This is a genomic window from Acidobacteriaceae bacterium (assembly GCA_035944135.1).
GTDB lineage: Bacteria > Acidobacteriota > Terriglobia > Terriglobales > Acidobacteriaceae > Granulicella.
Map to the genome: position 1 here is coordinate 1496515 of DASZBM010000002.1, position 15615 is coordinate 1512129.

Genomic DNA, 15615 nt, shown 5'->3' on the forward strand with positions numbered 1-15615 from the left:
CCGCGCGGCCCATACCCCCTGCAGAGACTTACCCTTTTAGAATCAAGACTTTGCAAAAGAAGTCCAGACCTAAGTCCCCTGTTTCGAAGACTTTGCACAAAAACAGGGGGGAAGGGGGTACCCCTCTGCAACAACAAACTAATCTGGTGCGAGGAGCGGAGTGATGAAAGCGCTGATGCTGTGCAGGTACGAACATCTGGAGGTTACGGATATCCCGGAGCCCGACTGCGCGCCCGACGAGGTGCTGATTCGTGTGGCGGCCTGCGGTATCTGCGGTAGCGATGTTCACGGGTACGACGGTAGCTCCGGGCGCCGCATTCCCCCCATCGTGATGGGGCATGAGGGGGCCGGCATCATCGAGCGTGTCGGCACGCACGTAAAAAACTACAAGCCTGGTGACCGCGTGACCTTTGACTCCACTGTTTACTGCGGCGATTGCGAATTCTGCCAGCGCGGCGAGGTCAATCTCTGCGATAACCGCCAGGTGCTCGGCGTCTCCTGCGGGGACTACCGGCGCAACGGCGCCTTCGCGGAACTCGTCGCGGTCCCGGCACGCATTCTTTATCCCCTGCCCGACGGTTTCCCTTTCGAAGAGGCCGCGATGCTTGAGGCGGTGTCGGTTGCGTTGCATGCCGTACGCATCACGCAAATGAAGGGTGGCGAATCAGCGTTGGTCATCGGTGCAGGGATGATTGGTCTGCTCACCGCACAGGCAGCACGCGCTGCAGGATGCAAGTCCGTAATGATCGCCGATGTGGACGCAGCGCGCCTGAAGCTGGCTGAGGAGGTCGGCATCCCGGAAACACTGCACCTCAGCGGACAGCAGCTGATCGACGAAGTGCTGCGCCGTACCGGCGGACACGGCGTGGATGTGGTGCTCGAGGCCGTGGGCCGCGCCGAAACGGTCGTCGCCTCCATTGAGTGTGTGCGCCGCGGCGGCACGGTGACCCTTATCGGCAACATTCAACCGGAGGTGCCACTGCCACTGCAACGCGTTGTCACCCGCGAGATCCGGCTGCAGGGCTCGTGCGCGTCAGCGGGCGAATATACGGAGGCCATCCGTCTGATGAGCGATGGCGCGATCACCGTAAGGCCGCTCATCTCCGCGATGTCATCGCTGGAGGAGGCCTCTGACTGGTTCCGCCGTCTGCATTGTCGCGAGGCCGGCCTGCTCAAGGTGGTTGTAACGCCGAACGGCACATCAGAGGTAGACGCGTGAGCCACAATTTCTTCGATCTCACCGGCCAGGTGGCTGTGGTCACCGGCGCATCGCGCGGCCTTGGCCAGTACTTCTCACGCGCGCTGGGCCGCGCCGGTGCGAAGCTCGTCATCACCAGCCGCAAAGCAGGTGACTGCGATCAGTTTCTGAATGAGTTGGCAGGCGGTGGGATTGAGGCGAAGGCTCTCGTGCTGAATGTGCGCGAGCACGACAGCATTGCAGCGTTTGGCCCCGCAGCAGAAGCGGCGTACGGCAAGGTCGACATCCTGGTGAACAACGCCGGCTGCAATATTCGCAAGCCCGCGCTCGAGGTCACATGGGAGGACTGGAACACCGTCCTCGACACCAATCTGCGCGGTGCCTTCTTTGTGGCGCAGGCGGTTGCGCGCGGCATGATCCAACGCGGCTACGGCCGCATCATCAACATCAGTTCCGTCACAAGCGTCTTTGGCTACGCGGGTCTTGCGCCGTATGGGGCAAGCCGCGGAGGCATCCGCCAGCTCACCATGAGCCTCGCCGATGACTGGGGCAAGAACGGCATCACCGTGAATGCGCTCGCTCCCGGCTGGTTCGAGACTGAGCAGAACAAGGTGATGTACCAGAACGAAGGCTGGGTGGAGTACCTGAAGGAACGCATCCCGCTGAACCGCCCCGGACGGCCCGACGATCTGGACGGAGCGATCGTCTTCCTTGCCAGTGAAGCCTCGCGATACATCACGGGACAGACGTTGCTGGTGGATGGCGGCATCACGGTGGGCCGCACCCGCGCAGTCGTAAACAAACCTTAGTAAGGTGTCGCTGCGCTGGCGAACACCGCCCGTCTATGAGAGCGATGTTCCGGCAAGCGCCTTCTGCACATCGATCACCTCGACGCGTCTGAGCATCGTCAGATAGGCCACGATACCCACCAGGATGTACACGGTCGGAATCACGAAGGCCCACATGTAGCTACCCGTGCGCTGCACTACCCATCCGGTCAGGATCGGCGCGGCGATCGCAGAAATCTGATTAGAGAAGTTCATAATCCCACCCACTCTGCCGCTGCTCGAGTTCGGAACCAGGAGCGTCGGCAGGCTCCACAGCACTGGCGACGCGGCGGAGAGACCTCCGATGGCGATGGTTATCGAAATCAGTGCCGACGTGATGCTGTGCGCAAACGCAGCTCCCGCGATGCCCAGGCCACAGCAGGTCCCAGCGATCAGCACCGTCCGTCTTACTGCATTGGCGTCGAAGCCGCGCTTGATCAAAAGGTCCACCAGAACGCCGCCAATCAGCAGGCCGCAACATGCGGCCACCAGCCAGGGAGCACCGGTAAAAAGGAACGACTGCCGTAATGTGATGTGCTGCGTTTGGGCGAGGTACGTAGGCAGCCATGTCAGCAGCAGATAAAAAACATAGTTGTAAGCACCGGAGCCAATCGCCGCTCCCAATATCTTGCGCTCGCGAAGCAAACGACTCATAGGAATGGGAGGCGCAAGCATAAGGTCGAAGTCGCCCGGTCCGCTGTCCCGACGGACGATATTGCGAATGGAAAACCGGTGCGGCTCGCGATACAGCAGCGCAAACGCGGCAAGGTAGGCAAACGACAGCAGTGCCGTAAATCCGAAGGACCAGCGCCATCCGAACTGTAACAACAGCAATCCCAGCAAGGGCACGCCGACGGCATTGGCCAGCTTCGCGGTGCTGTCGAACATCGCGGTTGCAAACGAGCGCTCATGCGCCGGGAACCACCCTCCGACGGCCTTTGCACTCGCCGGGAAAGTGGGTGCCTCGCCAATACCGAGCAGCAGCCGCGCCGCAAAGAACAGCAACACGCTCGGAGCAAATGCCGCGGCGATCGAAGCCATGCCCCAGACGAAGATGGACACCAGCGAAACCTTGCGCACACCGAAGGCGTCCAGCAGCATGCCCGTGGGCAACTGGCAGGCCGCGTAGGTCCACGAATACGCTGCGGAGAGCTGGCCGAAAGCTGCAGGAGTGATGTGGAAGCTCTTCACCAGCGCGTCGTGCGAGACGGACAGGTTTACGCGGTCGAAGTAGTTGACCAGCACACCGAGAGCTAGTAAAACGCCGATGGTCCAGCGATAGGGCTCGGGATTGGAGTGCTCCAAGGTCAGAGCTTCAGCGGACATATATGCGTAATCACTCGAGGGCTGCGGCTGGGATACCAAATGGCGAAGGTTCAACGTGCCGGATAAGCGACCGTTTTGCCGGTGCGCGAGTTAAATACCGTGAATGAACCATCCTTACTCGCGCTGACCTTTAGATAATTGCCCGCGTCTGAAGCGTCATCGCCGTTGAGATTCGCAATGCGTTCGTCAGGCACGTTGTACTGGCCGGCCTCTTCCGAACGGTGCAGTTGCCACATCGCACTGAGTCCGGGCACCGCATTGATCTGCTTGACGGTTGGAAGTGATCCTCCCTTTTTAGCACCGTTGTCCATGATCGCTACCTCGGGTTGAATAGCATCGACGTAGGCAGGACTGGAACTCTGATACCAGCCGTGATGGGAGACGATCAACAGCGAAACGGTTCCAATGCGATTGACGGGGCACATCAGGGAACGTTCCTTGTCCCACGTCAGATCGCCGAGATCTGTGGCGCTGAAGCGCCCAAAGCGAAGAAGCACGCCGACGGAGTGGCTGTTCTCCGTCGTGTCTGTCGGGCGAATCTCGGATTTGTCGCAGAAGCTGTTCGCTGCGCCTGCCCCGGGCAGTGGATTGGTGATGACCTCTCCGTTGGAGCTGAGCACTTGTGCGCTGAGATCTCGTAATGGCAGCGTCTGCCCTGCAGAAACCGTCATGCGTTTTGCGCGGCCGGAGCGGATCGCCTCCATATATGCATTGAAACCTGAGACACAGGCTGGGCAGCGCTCGTACAGGTCACCGTGGTCGATGAACGTGCCGACAGGCATGAGCGCGAGCAGTTGAGGAACACCGCCGACATGATCGTCGTGATAGTGCGTGATGATCACATAGTCGAGCTTGCTCAGACCGGCGAGCTTCGCAGCCGCCACGATGCGCTTTGCGTCACGCGAGTCGTGCCCAGGCCAACCCGTATCGATCAGCAGCGACTCGTGCTGGGGAGTGACGAACAGCGTAGACTGGCCGCCCTCCACATCGATGAAGTAGATATCGAGCGTCTTTTGCTGCGCGGCTGCGGATAATGAGGTCACGATCGCGAGGACGGTCAGCAGTAAGGTCTTCATCGAATCTCCTTGTGGGTAGAGTGGCATGGGGTTGCCCCTAACACGATGCCACCATCAACAAGCAGTGTATGGTCAGTGACGGTCGGTCTGAGCGACGCGTGGGATTCGCTTGCATTCACAGGGAATTTGTTCGCCAATGGTCGGCTCACCCAGGCGAACGCTACGGCGAGGCGCAGCGCCTCGGCCGAATCCCTCGGATATCCAACAGAGCGTAAGTTGTTTTGTGAGTGGTGAGCGGGCTGGGGCTCGAACCCAGGACCAGCGCCTTAAAAGGGCGATGCTCTACCAACTGAGCTACCCGCTCGCTCTTTGATTAAGGTAACACGCTCAGACTGTGAGATTCACAAGCTGCGGCTGCTCCTCAGCGACGGTGCGCTTCAATTGTCCGCATGCCGCGTAGATGTCGCGGCCGCGCGGCCTGCGAATGTACGCCGGCATTCCGCCTTCAATAAGCATCTTCTGGAAGCGCGCAACATCCTCCGGCTTGGGCTGCACGTAGTCGATGCCCGGGCCGGGATTCCAAACGATCAGGTTCACCTTCGCGCGCATGCCCTTCAACAGATCGAGCACCTCGCGCGCATGCTCTGGCTGATCATTCACGCCGCCGAGCAAAACGTATTCGAACGTGACCCACTCACGCGTACGCAGAGGGATACGCTTGCAGGCTGCGAGCAGCTCCGCGATCTTCCACTTGCGCGTAATCGGCATTATGCGCTCGCGCACAACGTCGTTGCTCGCGTTGAGTGAAAGTGCGAGCTTCGGGCGAACCTCTTCGCTCGCGAAGCGCTCGATTCCCGGCAGGATTCCGCTGGTGGAGACGGTCATGCGCGATTCGGGAATGCCAATTCCCTCAGCCAGCAGGCGCACGCTCGCCATGAACTCGTCGTAGTTCAGGAACGGCTCGCCCATTCCCATGAAGACGAGGTTGATTCTGTCTTTGCCGATCTGGATTGCCTGCCGGTTCAGGACAGCCGCAACTTGTCCGGCAATTTCACCTGCGGTGAGATTGCGCTTGATGCCCAGCTTCGCTGTGAGGCAGAACTGACAATTCACCGCACATCCGACCTGGCTCGAGATGCAGATTGTGGCGCGCCGGAATCCCTTTTCCGCGAGAGTGCCGAAGCTGGATTTCGCGCGTCCGTTTCCGCGCCGGTCCCAGTACCCGGGCTTTGCTCCGGAAACAGCCTCTTCGGCATCGACAGACTCTGCCGCCTCTTCTTCGGCGGCTTCGCTGCCATCACCACGCTCGCCGCCATCGCCGTCGGGCATCCACACGGTTTCGACGGTCTCGCCGTCGGCCATGCGCATGAGGTAGCGCTCTGTGCCGTCGACCGAACGAGCTGTCTGGACGATCTCGGGCAGACCGACGCTCCAGCCCGCTGTCATGAGCTGCTCGCGCAGGGGATGCGAGAGGGTGGTCATGTCCTCAACGCTGATGACACGCTGCTTGTACAGAGCGTCCCATATCTGGCGGGCGCGGTAAGGCTTTTGCCCGAAGCTGTTCATCAGCTCGGCCAAGCCAGGGAGAGTCATCCCGAAAAGAGCGCGCGTTTCCACTCCTTCTAGGATACTGTCTCCCGATGAACCATCACATTGATCCGGCCGCGGTATACGCAGAAGCACGCTCCCTCAACGCCACCTATGGAATTGGTGCGGAGACGGAGGCGCTACGCCGCATCCTGGAGGCGAATTCAAAGGGAGATGCGCAACAAGAGGCGTTCTGGCAGGCGGTGTCGAGGACTCTTCAGTCGCCGGGATACTTTTATCCGGGCCTCTGAAGCGCATTACGAAGAACGACACCTCGCCCCGCTGCGCGACAAAACGCAGCAACTGGCCAATGACCGATGAACCGCTAGGCGGCGGCCAGGACGGCAACGCGGCGGTCAGCTTCGACCACGCCATCGGCGACACCCACGTCCATGTACAGGGCGCGAGCTTCGATCCAATGGGATACCGCATGGTCTCTTTCGCCCGCAGCCATTTCGGCCAAAGCCGCTACGCGGAGCGCGTTTGCCATTTCGAGTGGACTGGGCGGTGAACTTCGGTAGTACTCGAGAACGGCCCGGGCCTCGCGCAATCCTGTTGCGCAATCCCCTGCTCTGACGGCGAACTCGGCGGCGTGTCGCAGAGCATGGGCCCAACGTGCAGGTTGTTGTTCCGCCTGGAAGGATTCTGCTGCTTCCTCATACAGCGCCGTAGCGTCGGAGAGCCGACCCTGGCGCCGCGCTGACTTTGCTTCAATCACGCAATCGTCACCGCTCATGGGAGACAATCTACGCCTTTGAGGAGCTGTTGAAAACTTGTCTTCGAGACGAAATCTTGGGTCGGGTCCCAGCGCAGTGGAGGTTGGGGTGCGGGGGCGAAATGGAGGGTACCCCCTCCCCCGTCGAAAGTGTGCAAAGTCTTCTAAAAATTAGACTTAGGCTTGGACTTTATTTGCAAAGTCCTGATTCCAAAGGGGAAGCACGTAAAGTATTCAAAGAACTGGGCTTCAGCCCGAAAAGCCGAAGCCCGGCGCTGGCGCGGGGCTGATCTTTCCTTGAGTTAAGCGTATCGCGGCCGTCAAGGGTCTTGGCTTTGATTCAACGACTTGCGGCTCCGTGAAAGAATGTAAGTAATGCCTATTTCAGTCCCTGTTGCGGAAAACGCAACGCCCAGTTCACCGCATACCCGCGATATCCGTTCCACCCGACTCCCAAACGGGCTGCTTGTGCTCACCGAGCGCATGCCTCATCTTCGCTCCGTCTCCATGGGCGTGTGGCTGGACGGCGGATCGCGCGACGAAACTCCGGCGGCGAACGGTATCTCGCACTTTCTAGAGCACATGGTGTTCAAGGGCACCACGACGCGAAGCGCGCAGCAGTTCGCCCGCGAGGCCGACGCGCTGGGCGGCAATGTGGATGCTTTCACGGGCAAAGAGACGGTTTGCTTCTCGATCAAGGTGCTGGACGAGAGCGTGCCCGCGGCGCTGGATCTGCTGACGGACCTCGTTCTGCACCCCACGTTTGCGCCGGATGACATCGTGCGCGAGCGTGGCGTCATTCTGGAAGAGATCAAGATGGACGAGGACAATCCGGACTACCTCGTCCACGAGTTGTTTACGCGGAATTTCTGGCCCCATGACGCGCTGGGACGGCCGATCCTCGGGACGGCGAAGACGGTGTCAAGCTTCAACCAGCAGATTGTGCTCGATGAGTATGCGAAGCGTTTCACTCCGGCGAACATGGTGTTTGCGGCGGCGGGAAATCTGCAGCACGAAGAGTTTCTGGCGCAGGTCGAGGCCGCCTTCGATTCGCTGGCGGCGAGCTCCAGCGACAAACTGGTACGCGGCGCGTCGCCGGCAGTGAAACCGCACATCACGCTGAAGAACAAGAAGTCGCTGGAGCAGGTGCAGATGTGCCTGGCGGTTCCCGGATTGCCGGTGGCGCATGAGGACCGGTACGCGGCGTTCCTGCTGAACTCGATTCTTGGCGGAGGGATGAGCTCGCGGCTGTTTCAGTCGATCCGTGAGGAGCGCGGGCTGGCGTATTCGATCTATTCAGAGCTGAGTCCGTTCCGGGACACCGGATCGTTGGCGGTTTATGCAGGCTGCGGCGTGGAGCGCACGCGCGAGGTGCTGGACCTGACGCTGGCGGAGCTGAACCGGATGAAGTCCGAGCCGGTCGCTGAGGACGATCTGAGGCGGGCGAAGGACCAGATCAAGGGCAACATGGTGCTGGGATTGGAGAGCTCGTCTTCGCGGATGAGCTCGCTGGCACGGCAGCAGATGTATCACGGGCGATTCTTCTCCGCGGAGGAGATTACGGCGGAGGTCGACCGCGTGACCGCTGGCGATATCCGCCGACTGGCGGGAGAGCTGTTCCAAACGGACCGGCTTGCACTGACGCTGCTCGGCAATTTGGGGTCGCTCGAAATCAAGCGCGGGGACTTGGCGTGTTAGCAGGTCAGCGAGTCGCGGGCCGGGGCTGAAGCCCCGGTTCCTGCGAGGTGCCGTTACCGCGGGCTAAAGCCGGCTGCTAATCCGGGGGGCCGGCTAAAGTCGGCGCCCCATTTTTTCGAAAGGGCGGGTTACGGCCCATCCAGAGATGGGCCCTTCCGGGCTGAGCGTCGGAGATCCTTGTGCCGCTTTGTGTGTATCTGCATGTGCATGACGACCGGGAAGCGTGTACGTCTATACTTTGAGTTGTCATTGCTATGAGGATTCCTGCCTTGCAAACCGCATGTTCTGAGCGCGCTGATTTATCCGAAAATCGTTCTAAATCTTCTGTAGCAGAGGCCGGCTTTACGCTGGTCGAGCTGCTCATCGTCATGTCGGTGATCCTGATCCTGATGACGCTGGCCATTCCGGAGATGATGAAAGTCATCATGCGCAGCAATGAGACCTCGGCGATCCAGTCACTGCGCGACCTGAACTCGCAGGAGGGGACATATAACTCGACCTATCCAACGCACGGATTCGCCTGCACGCTGCCGGAGCTTGGCGGTAAGGCTGGGTCGGGACCGCCGTCGCCGGAGGCCGCGCAGTTGATTCCCGACGACCTGGCGAGCGGCGTGAAGGCGGGCTACACGTTCACCATCACCTGCGGCTCGAAGACGACGGTAAACAACGTCGACCAGTACAACAGCTACGCGATCACGGCTGTCCCCAATGCGGTCGGCAAGACCGGACAACGAGGCTTCTGCACGGACGGCAACGCGATTCGCTTCGATCCAAAGGGCGGGACGAACTGCACGGATCTGCTGCAGTAGGCGGCCCAATGGCGTGGGTTGCTCGGTGGGCGGCGCTGTTGCTGCTGGCGGTTGCCGGGGGCACGAGCGCGCAACAGCCCACCGCGGCAGCGTTGGCGAAGAAGGTCGATCAACACTACAACCATCTGCACTCGCTGGAGGCGCGTTACACAGAGCGCTACCAGGGCATGGGAATGGACCGGACGGAGACCGGCACCCTGACCCTGGAGAAGCCCGGGCGGATGCGGTGGGCGTATGACATGCCGGCCGGCAAGGTGTTCATTCTGGATGGAACGAACGCGATCTCGTACACGCCGGGCGATGCGGAGGCGACGAGGTTTCCGGAGAAAAAGCTGGACGATCTGCGGTCGCCGCTGCGGTTTCTGCTGGGGCATACCGAGCTCGAAAAGGAGCTGCACGGGTTGAGTGTGACGCTGGTGAATCTGGATGGGCAGACCGGCTATACGCTGTGGGGCACGCCGGTGGGCATCGAGCAGAGGGTGCGGTCGCTGGCGGTTACGGTCGACGCGGCGGGCCTGATTCACATCCTGCGGATCGAGGAGACGGACGGCGCGATCACGACGTTCACGTTCTCGGACATGCGGGAAAACGCGCCGGTCTCTGACGACGAGTTCCGGTTCATTCCGCCGGACGGCGTGACGGTGATTGATGGCGGAGCGCCCGTCTAAAGCGATTCAGACGCGCATGGTAACTTACCGCCGGTCAGCACAAAGGTACTGAATTTCATCGCCAATCGGCATGCGCTCCGGTTAGAGTGGATGCCGCTATGCTACCGATATCGCGTCGTGTTCTCGGCCGTCCCCTGCCAGGTGTGTGCGTTGTTGTGGGTTCCCTCTCGCTGCTGCTCTCAGGATGCGGCGGCGGTTCCGGCGGCGGAGGCACCACGTGTGGCGCCAGCTGTCCGGTGTCGAGCTACACGATCACGGTTGCGAGCGCGAACCCGGCGAGTGGCGTGTCGATTTCCTATGGCAATTCAGCAACAAGCCTGCTGGCCACCGGCGCGACGCCTCTTACGCTGACGGAAGCCCCCGGAACGATGATGATCTTCAGCGCGCCGGCGACGGCCGGGAATAACAATTTCAGTTCGTGGACCGGATGCACGTCGGTCTCGGGTGCGCAATGCAGCCTGACGGTTTCCGGGAATGTCACGGTCACGGCAAACTACGTGACTGCGGTTGCGCCGGCCGTCACGGTTACACCATCGACTTCGACGATTACGACCAATCAGGCGCTGTCTGTTGGAGTTTCGGTGGCGGCATCGTCGGGCGGAGCCACGCCGACGGGGTCGGTTGTGCTGACGAGCGGAAGCTATACATCGGCAGCGGCGACGCTGAGCAGCGGGTCGGCAACGATCAACATTCCTGCGGGCTCGCTGACGGCGGGAACGGCTTCGCTGAAGGCGACCTACACGCCGGATACGGCGAGCGCGGTCGCGTACACGAGTTCGTCCGGGACGGCGTCCGTGACAGTGAATCCGCCGCCGGCGCCGACGATGAGCATCGGTCTTTCGTCGGCGAGCATTACGACGCTGCAGCCGCTTACGGCGACCGTGACGGTTAGCGGAACGCCGACGCCGACAGGCAGCGTCGTGCTGAGCAGCGGAAGCTATACGTCAGCAGCGACGACGCTGAGCGCTGGAGTTGCGGTGATTACGGTTGCGGCGGGTTCTCTGGCCGCCGGGAACGATACGCTGACTGCAACCTACACGCCGGATTCGGGCAGCTCGTCGACCTATGGGAGTGGAACGAAGACGGCCTCGGTGACGGTGACGACCGTTTATACGCTGACGGTGAACTCTACGAATCCGGCGAGCGGGGTGAACATCACGGCAACAAAGGACGCCAACAACAGCACCGGCGGTAACAGCCCGCTTTCGCTGGTCTATCCATCGGGCACGAACGCCGTACTGACGGCTCCCGCGACCTCGGGGAGCAACACATTCAGCGGGTGGTCGGGATGCAATACGACGTCCACGACGACGTGCAACATCACGGTGAACGCCAACGCGACCGTGACGGCGGTGTACAGCGTGCCTTTACAGATCACGGTCTCGCCGGCGAGCGGGAATGTGACGATCGGGCAGTCGCAGCAATTCACGGCGACGGTTACCGGGCTCAGCCCCACGACGGTGACTTGGAGCGTTGCCGTGGCGTCGGGTACGGGGAGTGCCGGGACGATCTCCTCCGCGGGGTTTTATCAGACGCCTTATCCGGCGCCGACGAGCGTGACGATCACGGCAACAAGTACGGCGAACACTTCCATCAGCGGCTCGGCGACGGTGAATCTGATTGCGCCGGCGAGTACGGCGGGGCCGGCGCTGTCTGTTGACGCAGGCACTGTGACCGGAACGATCAGCCCGTTGATCTATGGGATGAACGGATATCTGCTGGATCCGACAACCGCGAAGAACGCGAATATTTCCGTGGTGCGCTGGGGCGGCGATGACACGTCGCGCTACAACTACCAGACGGGCGTCGTGAATTCCGCGGCTGACTACTACTTCGAGAATTTCAACGGCGCCAACAGCATGCTGCCGAACGGAAACAACGGCAACGGCACAAACTTCAACGACTTCATCGCGGAGACGACTAGTCTCGGCGTGAAGTCGATCGGCACTGCGCCTGTTCTTGGCTGGGTTTCAAACAGCGCAACGCATAGCGGAACAAACACCGGCTGCAGCTTCCCGAAGACCGGGCTGAACGGCCAGGCCTCCTACCCGAACCAGCAGAGCTACAACGGCGATGGCTGCGGCAATGGCGTCGAGTCGGATGGCAAGACCGATCTGTTCGGCAACAACACCGTCGCGTCGTTCACCAGCGTTGGAACGCCGCCGCCGACTGCACCCGGAGCTGGGGCTGCAACCAACACGTGGGCGCTGACCACGTGGGCGGGTGGCTGGGTGAACTGCCTGCTGACGGGCAGCACGAACGGGACTCAGTACTGCGGCAATGCCGGCGGGCATGACGCGACGATCTGGGATCTCGACAACGAGCCCGCCTGGTGGGATGCGGTGCACCGGGATGTGCACCCGAACCCCTCGACCTATGACGAGGTCACGAATGGCGGCATCGGAACCGCGCTGGCCATCAAGGTGGCCGATTCCAGCGCGCTGGTCAGCGGGCCGGTGATCGACTACTGGTGGAACTACTTCTACTCCAAGCAGGACATCGAGAACGGCTGGGCGAAGGGTTCACCTTGCTATCAGCCTTGGAGTGATCCGACGGACCGTGCAGCGCATGGCGGCACGCCGATGATCGTCTATTACCTCCAGCAGATGGCGTCGGCGTCCAGCACGTACAACATGCGTCTGCTCGATTACCTCACTATTCACTCGTACGTTGCCGGAACGTACAACGGATCGCAGGTGTCGTTCACGACGGCGGGGGATACGGCCGAGCAGCAGGTCCGCATGAACTCGACGCGCGCGCTGTGGGACCCAACGTATACAGATCCGAACTTTCCGCAGCCCAACTACTCCACTGACTCGAACTACACCTCCAGTTGCTCGGTGCCGCTGCAGGCGCCGCAGATCATCCCCATGATGCATTCGTGGATTACAACCGGATGGACGGGCACGACCTACGCGGCGCCCGGAACCTCCATCGACGAGTACAACTTCGGCGGGCTGGAGTCCATTAACGGCGCTGTCACGCAGGCGGACGTGCTCGGGATCTTCGGCAAGTACGGCTTGACGATGGGCGTCTTCTGGCCGACAAGCACTTACCAGACGTCCTCCGGCACGCTGACGCAACCCGGAGCCGTGATGGCCTTCGAGATGTACCGCAACTATGACGGCAACAAATCCACGTTCGGCGATAAGGAGCTGAGCTCCACCACAGGCGATCAGAGCAAACTGGCCGTCTATGCAGCCTCGCGTACTTCGGATGGCGCCGTCACCGTCGTTGTTATCAACAAGACCTTCGGCTCCCTGACGGACACACTGTCAATCAATAACCTGACGACCACGGCCACGCAGGCGCAGGTCTATCAGTACAGCAATGCGAATCTGAATGCGATCGCCTCCCTGCCGGCCGCTACGATCACGGCGGGGTCAGGAACGAATCCGAGCACGATCAGCAGCGTGACGTTCCCTGCACAGTCGATCACGCTGTTTGTCATTCCGTCTCACTAGCGACATGCGACTGGATACCTCGCCGGAGGTATTCAGCCGCATTCTTTCTTCAATGCGCCTCAGCCGTGTACCGTAAACGCATGCGTTTTTCTGCACTCGTTGTCCTCGCCGGGCTCACGGCGACCGCAATCGCACAGACACCCTCCACTTCCCTTCACCTGATCCCCACGCCGCGTGAGGTCACGTTCAAAGGCGATCAGCCGGTAACCGGCGTCACGGTGGACTGCCCGAACTGCGGTCCCGAGGATCAGTTTGCCGCGAGCGATCTGCGCGATGAGCTGGCCGCGCGCGGGATTCCGTCCGGCAACGGGCTCAGAGTTGTGCTGCAGCGGCTGGGCCAGCATCCAGATCCGTCGTTTACAGCGGAGATGCAGCCGGAGGGTTATACGATCGGCTTCGCCCCGGGCGTCCTGACGTTGACCGGCGCGACGGGTCCCGGCATTTTTTACGCAGCGCAAACCGTCAAACAGATGATCGAGCGCCAGCCGAACGGCAGCTTCGTGCTGCATGCGGCAGAGATTCGCGACTGGCCGGCCATGCGCTACCGCGGCCTGAGCGACGATCTCTCCCGCGGCCCAGTGGACACGCTCGAGTTCCAGAAGAAGCTGGTGCGCACACTTGCTGCATATAAGGCGAATCTCTACTCGCCGTACTTCGAGAACACGCAACAGTACGCGTCGAACCCGCTGCCCGCGCCTCCGGGCGGCAGCATCTCCGCGGATGATGCGCGGGAGCTCGTCGCGTATGCCGCGAAGTATCACGTGATGATCGTGCCCGACCAGGAGGCCTTCGGTCATCTTCGTCACATGCTTGTTTACGAGCAGTACCAGGCGCTGGCGGAGACGCCGCATGGGGCAGTGCTCGCGCCGGGACAGTCCGGTTCGCTGCAGGTGATCAACCAGATGTTCACCGAGCTCGCGGCGCTCTACCCGTCGCCGTTCCTGCACATCGGCGCCGACGAAACGTTCGATCTCGGCGTGGGCCAGACGAAAGCAGCCGTGGATGAGCAGGGGCTCGGCCCGGTGTACCTGAACTTCATGCAGCAGATTGACAACACGTTGCGGCCGCTGAATCGACGCCTGCTCTTCTGGGCCGATATCGCGGAACGCTCGCCCGACCTGCTGAAGGGAATGCCTGACGAATTCAAGAACAACACGATTGCGATCAGCTGGCATTACTCGCCTTCGGACACTGGATTCACCAAGTACCTGAACTACTTCAAGTCCGCGGGATTTGAGACCTGGGTTGCGCCAGGGGTCAACAACTGGTCACGCGTTTATCCGAACTACAATTCGGCCCTGAAAAATATTCAGCAGTTCACGCGCGACGGCCAGCAGATGGGCGCGACAGGACAACTGAACACTATCTGGTACGACGACGGTGAAGCGCTCGCGGCGAACAACTGGTACGGCATTCTTTTCGGCTGCGCCGCGGCCTGGCAGCAGGGCGAGAGCTCGATTCCGCAGTTCCAGGCCAACTACGGCCCGGTTTTTCACGGTGATCTAAGCGGCAAGCTCGACATGGCTCAGGAGGAGCTAATGGCCGCGCACGATGTGCTGCAGTTTGAAGCGAAGGTGGGTGACGGATCGGACGGGCTCTTCTGGATGGATCCGTGGTCGAAGGATGGCCAGCAATATGCGGACAAAATCCGACCGTATTCGCATGAGCTGCGCATGCACGCTGAGCATGCTCTGGAGTTAATCGCGCAGGCTCGGGCGGCGTATCCGGCGCCACCTCAGCCGGTTGTCTATTCGCCGACGGATGAATTGCCGTCGAATCCTACGACGCTGCGCGAGGCAAACGCAATCGATGCGCTGGAACTGGGTGCGCGGCGGTTTGACTTTATCGGCGAGAAGTTTCAGCTCGCCGATGAGATGGCTGCCGGTTACGCGCGCGCGCAGGCGGATGCGACGTCCACAGATCGCAAGGAGCGCATGCAGGTGGGCCGCGAGCTGAGCGACATCAACGGCGTGAACGGTCGCATCCAGGACATCAAGGACGGCTATTCGCTGATCCGCGATTTGTATGCGCAAATCTGGCTGCGCACAAACAGGCCATACGCGCTGCGGCCTGTGCTCGCGCACTACGACTACACGATTGATATCTGGCTGGCGAGAATGGATCAGGTGCGCAGTGCGCAGCGTCAATGGGCTGACACGCGCACGCTTCCCAGTGCGTCAGAGCTCGACATCCCCGCGGCTCCGCCGGCGGCTGTACCTGCTCCTGTCGTGCCTCCGTCCGCAGCGCCGGCAGCGCCGCCTGTCGCACCACCAACTACACCAAACACTGCACCGCCCGCAAAATAAC

Annotated in this window: 12 protein-coding genes and 1 tRNA gene; 8 read left to right on the top strand and 5 right to left on the bottom strand. The window is 61.2% G+C overall.

The genetic code is table 11. From position 1 onward, the window contains the following. Positions 1–163: 163 nt before the first annotated feature. Both VGU25_08875 and VGU25_08880 read left to right on the top strand, forming a co-directional pair. Positions 164–1219 (top strand): galactitol-1-phosphate 5-dehydrogenase, encoded by a 1056-nt coding sequence (locus tag VGU25_08875; protein HEV2577312.1) that lies wholly within the window; start codon positions 164–166, stop codon positions 1217–1219. After that, positions 1216–2007, top strand: coding sequence for an SDR family oxidoreductase (locus VGU25_08880; protein HEV2577313.1), 792 nt, complete (start codon positions 1216–1218; stop codon positions 2005–2007). The genes VGU25_08875 and VGU25_08880 overlap by 4 nt, the downstream gene beginning before the upstream one ends. Before the next feature lie 33 nt (positions 2008–2040). Here VGU25_08880 and VGU25_08885 read toward each other — a convergent pair whose 3' ends face one another. The 4 genes from VGU25_08885 to rlmN form a co-directional block, all read right to left on the bottom strand. Beyond that, positions 2041–3351 carry an MFS transporter gene (locus VGU25_08885; protein ID HEV2577314.1) on the bottom strand — a complete coding sequence of 437 codons (1311 nt, stop codon included), beginning with the start codon at positions 3349–3351 and terminating at the stop codon, positions 2041–2043. A 50-nt stretch (positions 3352–3401) separates the two neighbouring features. Beyond that, a complete protein-coding gene (locus VGU25_08890) occupies positions 3402–4427 on the bottom strand; it encodes an MBL fold metallo-hydrolase (protein ID HEV2577315.1) in 1026 nt (341 codons plus the stop codon). Between the two features lie 228 nt (positions 4428–4655). After that, positions 4656–4731, bottom strand: a tRNA-Lys gene (locus tag VGU25_08895). Between the two features lie 23 nt (positions 4732–4754). After that, positions 4755–5960: a 23S rRNA (adenine(2503)-C(2))-methyltransferase RlmN gene (gene rlmN, locus VGU25_08900; GenBank protein HEV2577316.1), complete on the bottom strand. Its 1206-nt coding sequence runs from the start codon at positions 5958–5960 to the stop codon at positions 4755–4757. A gap of 47 nt (positions 5961–6007) precedes the next feature. Between rlmN and VGU25_08905 the strand changes: the two genes are divergently transcribed. Then, the gene (locus tag VGU25_08905) at positions 6008–6205 is read left to right on the top strand and encodes a hypothetical protein (GenBank protein HEV2577317.1); all 198 of its coding nucleotides are present in this window, start codon (positions 6008–6010) and stop codon (positions 6203–6205) included. A 74-nt stretch (positions 6206–6279) separates the two neighbouring features. On the opposite strand, the gene VGU25_08910 is transcribed toward VGU25_08905, so the two are convergent. Further along, positions 6280–6690, bottom strand: a complete 411-nt coding sequence (locus VGU25_08910) for a hypothetical protein (GenBank protein HEV2577318.1) — start codon at positions 6688–6690, stop codon at positions 6280–6282. A gap of 354 nt (positions 6691–7044) precedes the next feature. Here VGU25_08910 and VGU25_08915 point away from each other — a divergent pair, with 354 nt between their 5' ends. The 5 genes from VGU25_08915 to VGU25_08935 all read left to right on the top strand — a co-directional run bounded on the left by VGU25_08915 (position 7045) and on the right by VGU25_08935 (position 15614). Next, entirely contained in the window at positions 7045–8367 is a 1323-nt protein-coding gene (locus VGU25_08915) for a pitrilysin family protein (GenBank protein HEV2577319.1), read from the top strand. Between the two features lie 269 nt (positions 8368–8636). Beyond that, the gene (locus VGU25_08920; GenBank protein HEV2577320.1) at positions 8637–9176 is read left to right on the top strand and encodes a type II secretion system protein; all 540 of its coding nucleotides are present in this window, start codon (positions 8637–8639) and stop codon (positions 9174–9176) included. An 8-nt stretch (positions 9177–9184) separates the two neighbouring features. Continuing rightward, positions 9185–9844: an outer membrane lipoprotein carrier protein LolA gene (locus VGU25_08925; GenBank protein HEV2577321.1), complete on the top strand. Its 660-nt coding sequence runs from the start codon at positions 9185–9187 to the stop codon at positions 9842–9844. A 98-nt stretch (positions 9845–9942) separates the two neighbouring features. Beyond that, positions 9943–13308, top strand: a complete 3366-nt coding sequence (locus tag VGU25_08930; protein ID HEV2577322.1) for a glycoside hydrolase family 44 protein — start codon at positions 9943–9945, stop codon at positions 13306–13308. Positions 13309–13388: 80 nt separating this feature from the next. Then, on the top strand, positions 13389–15614 hold the full coding sequence (locus VGU25_08935; protein ID HEV2577323.1) for a family 20 glycosylhydrolase: 2226 nt from the start codon (positions 13389–13391) through the stop codon (positions 15612–15614). Position 15615 lies beyond the last annotated feature (1 nt).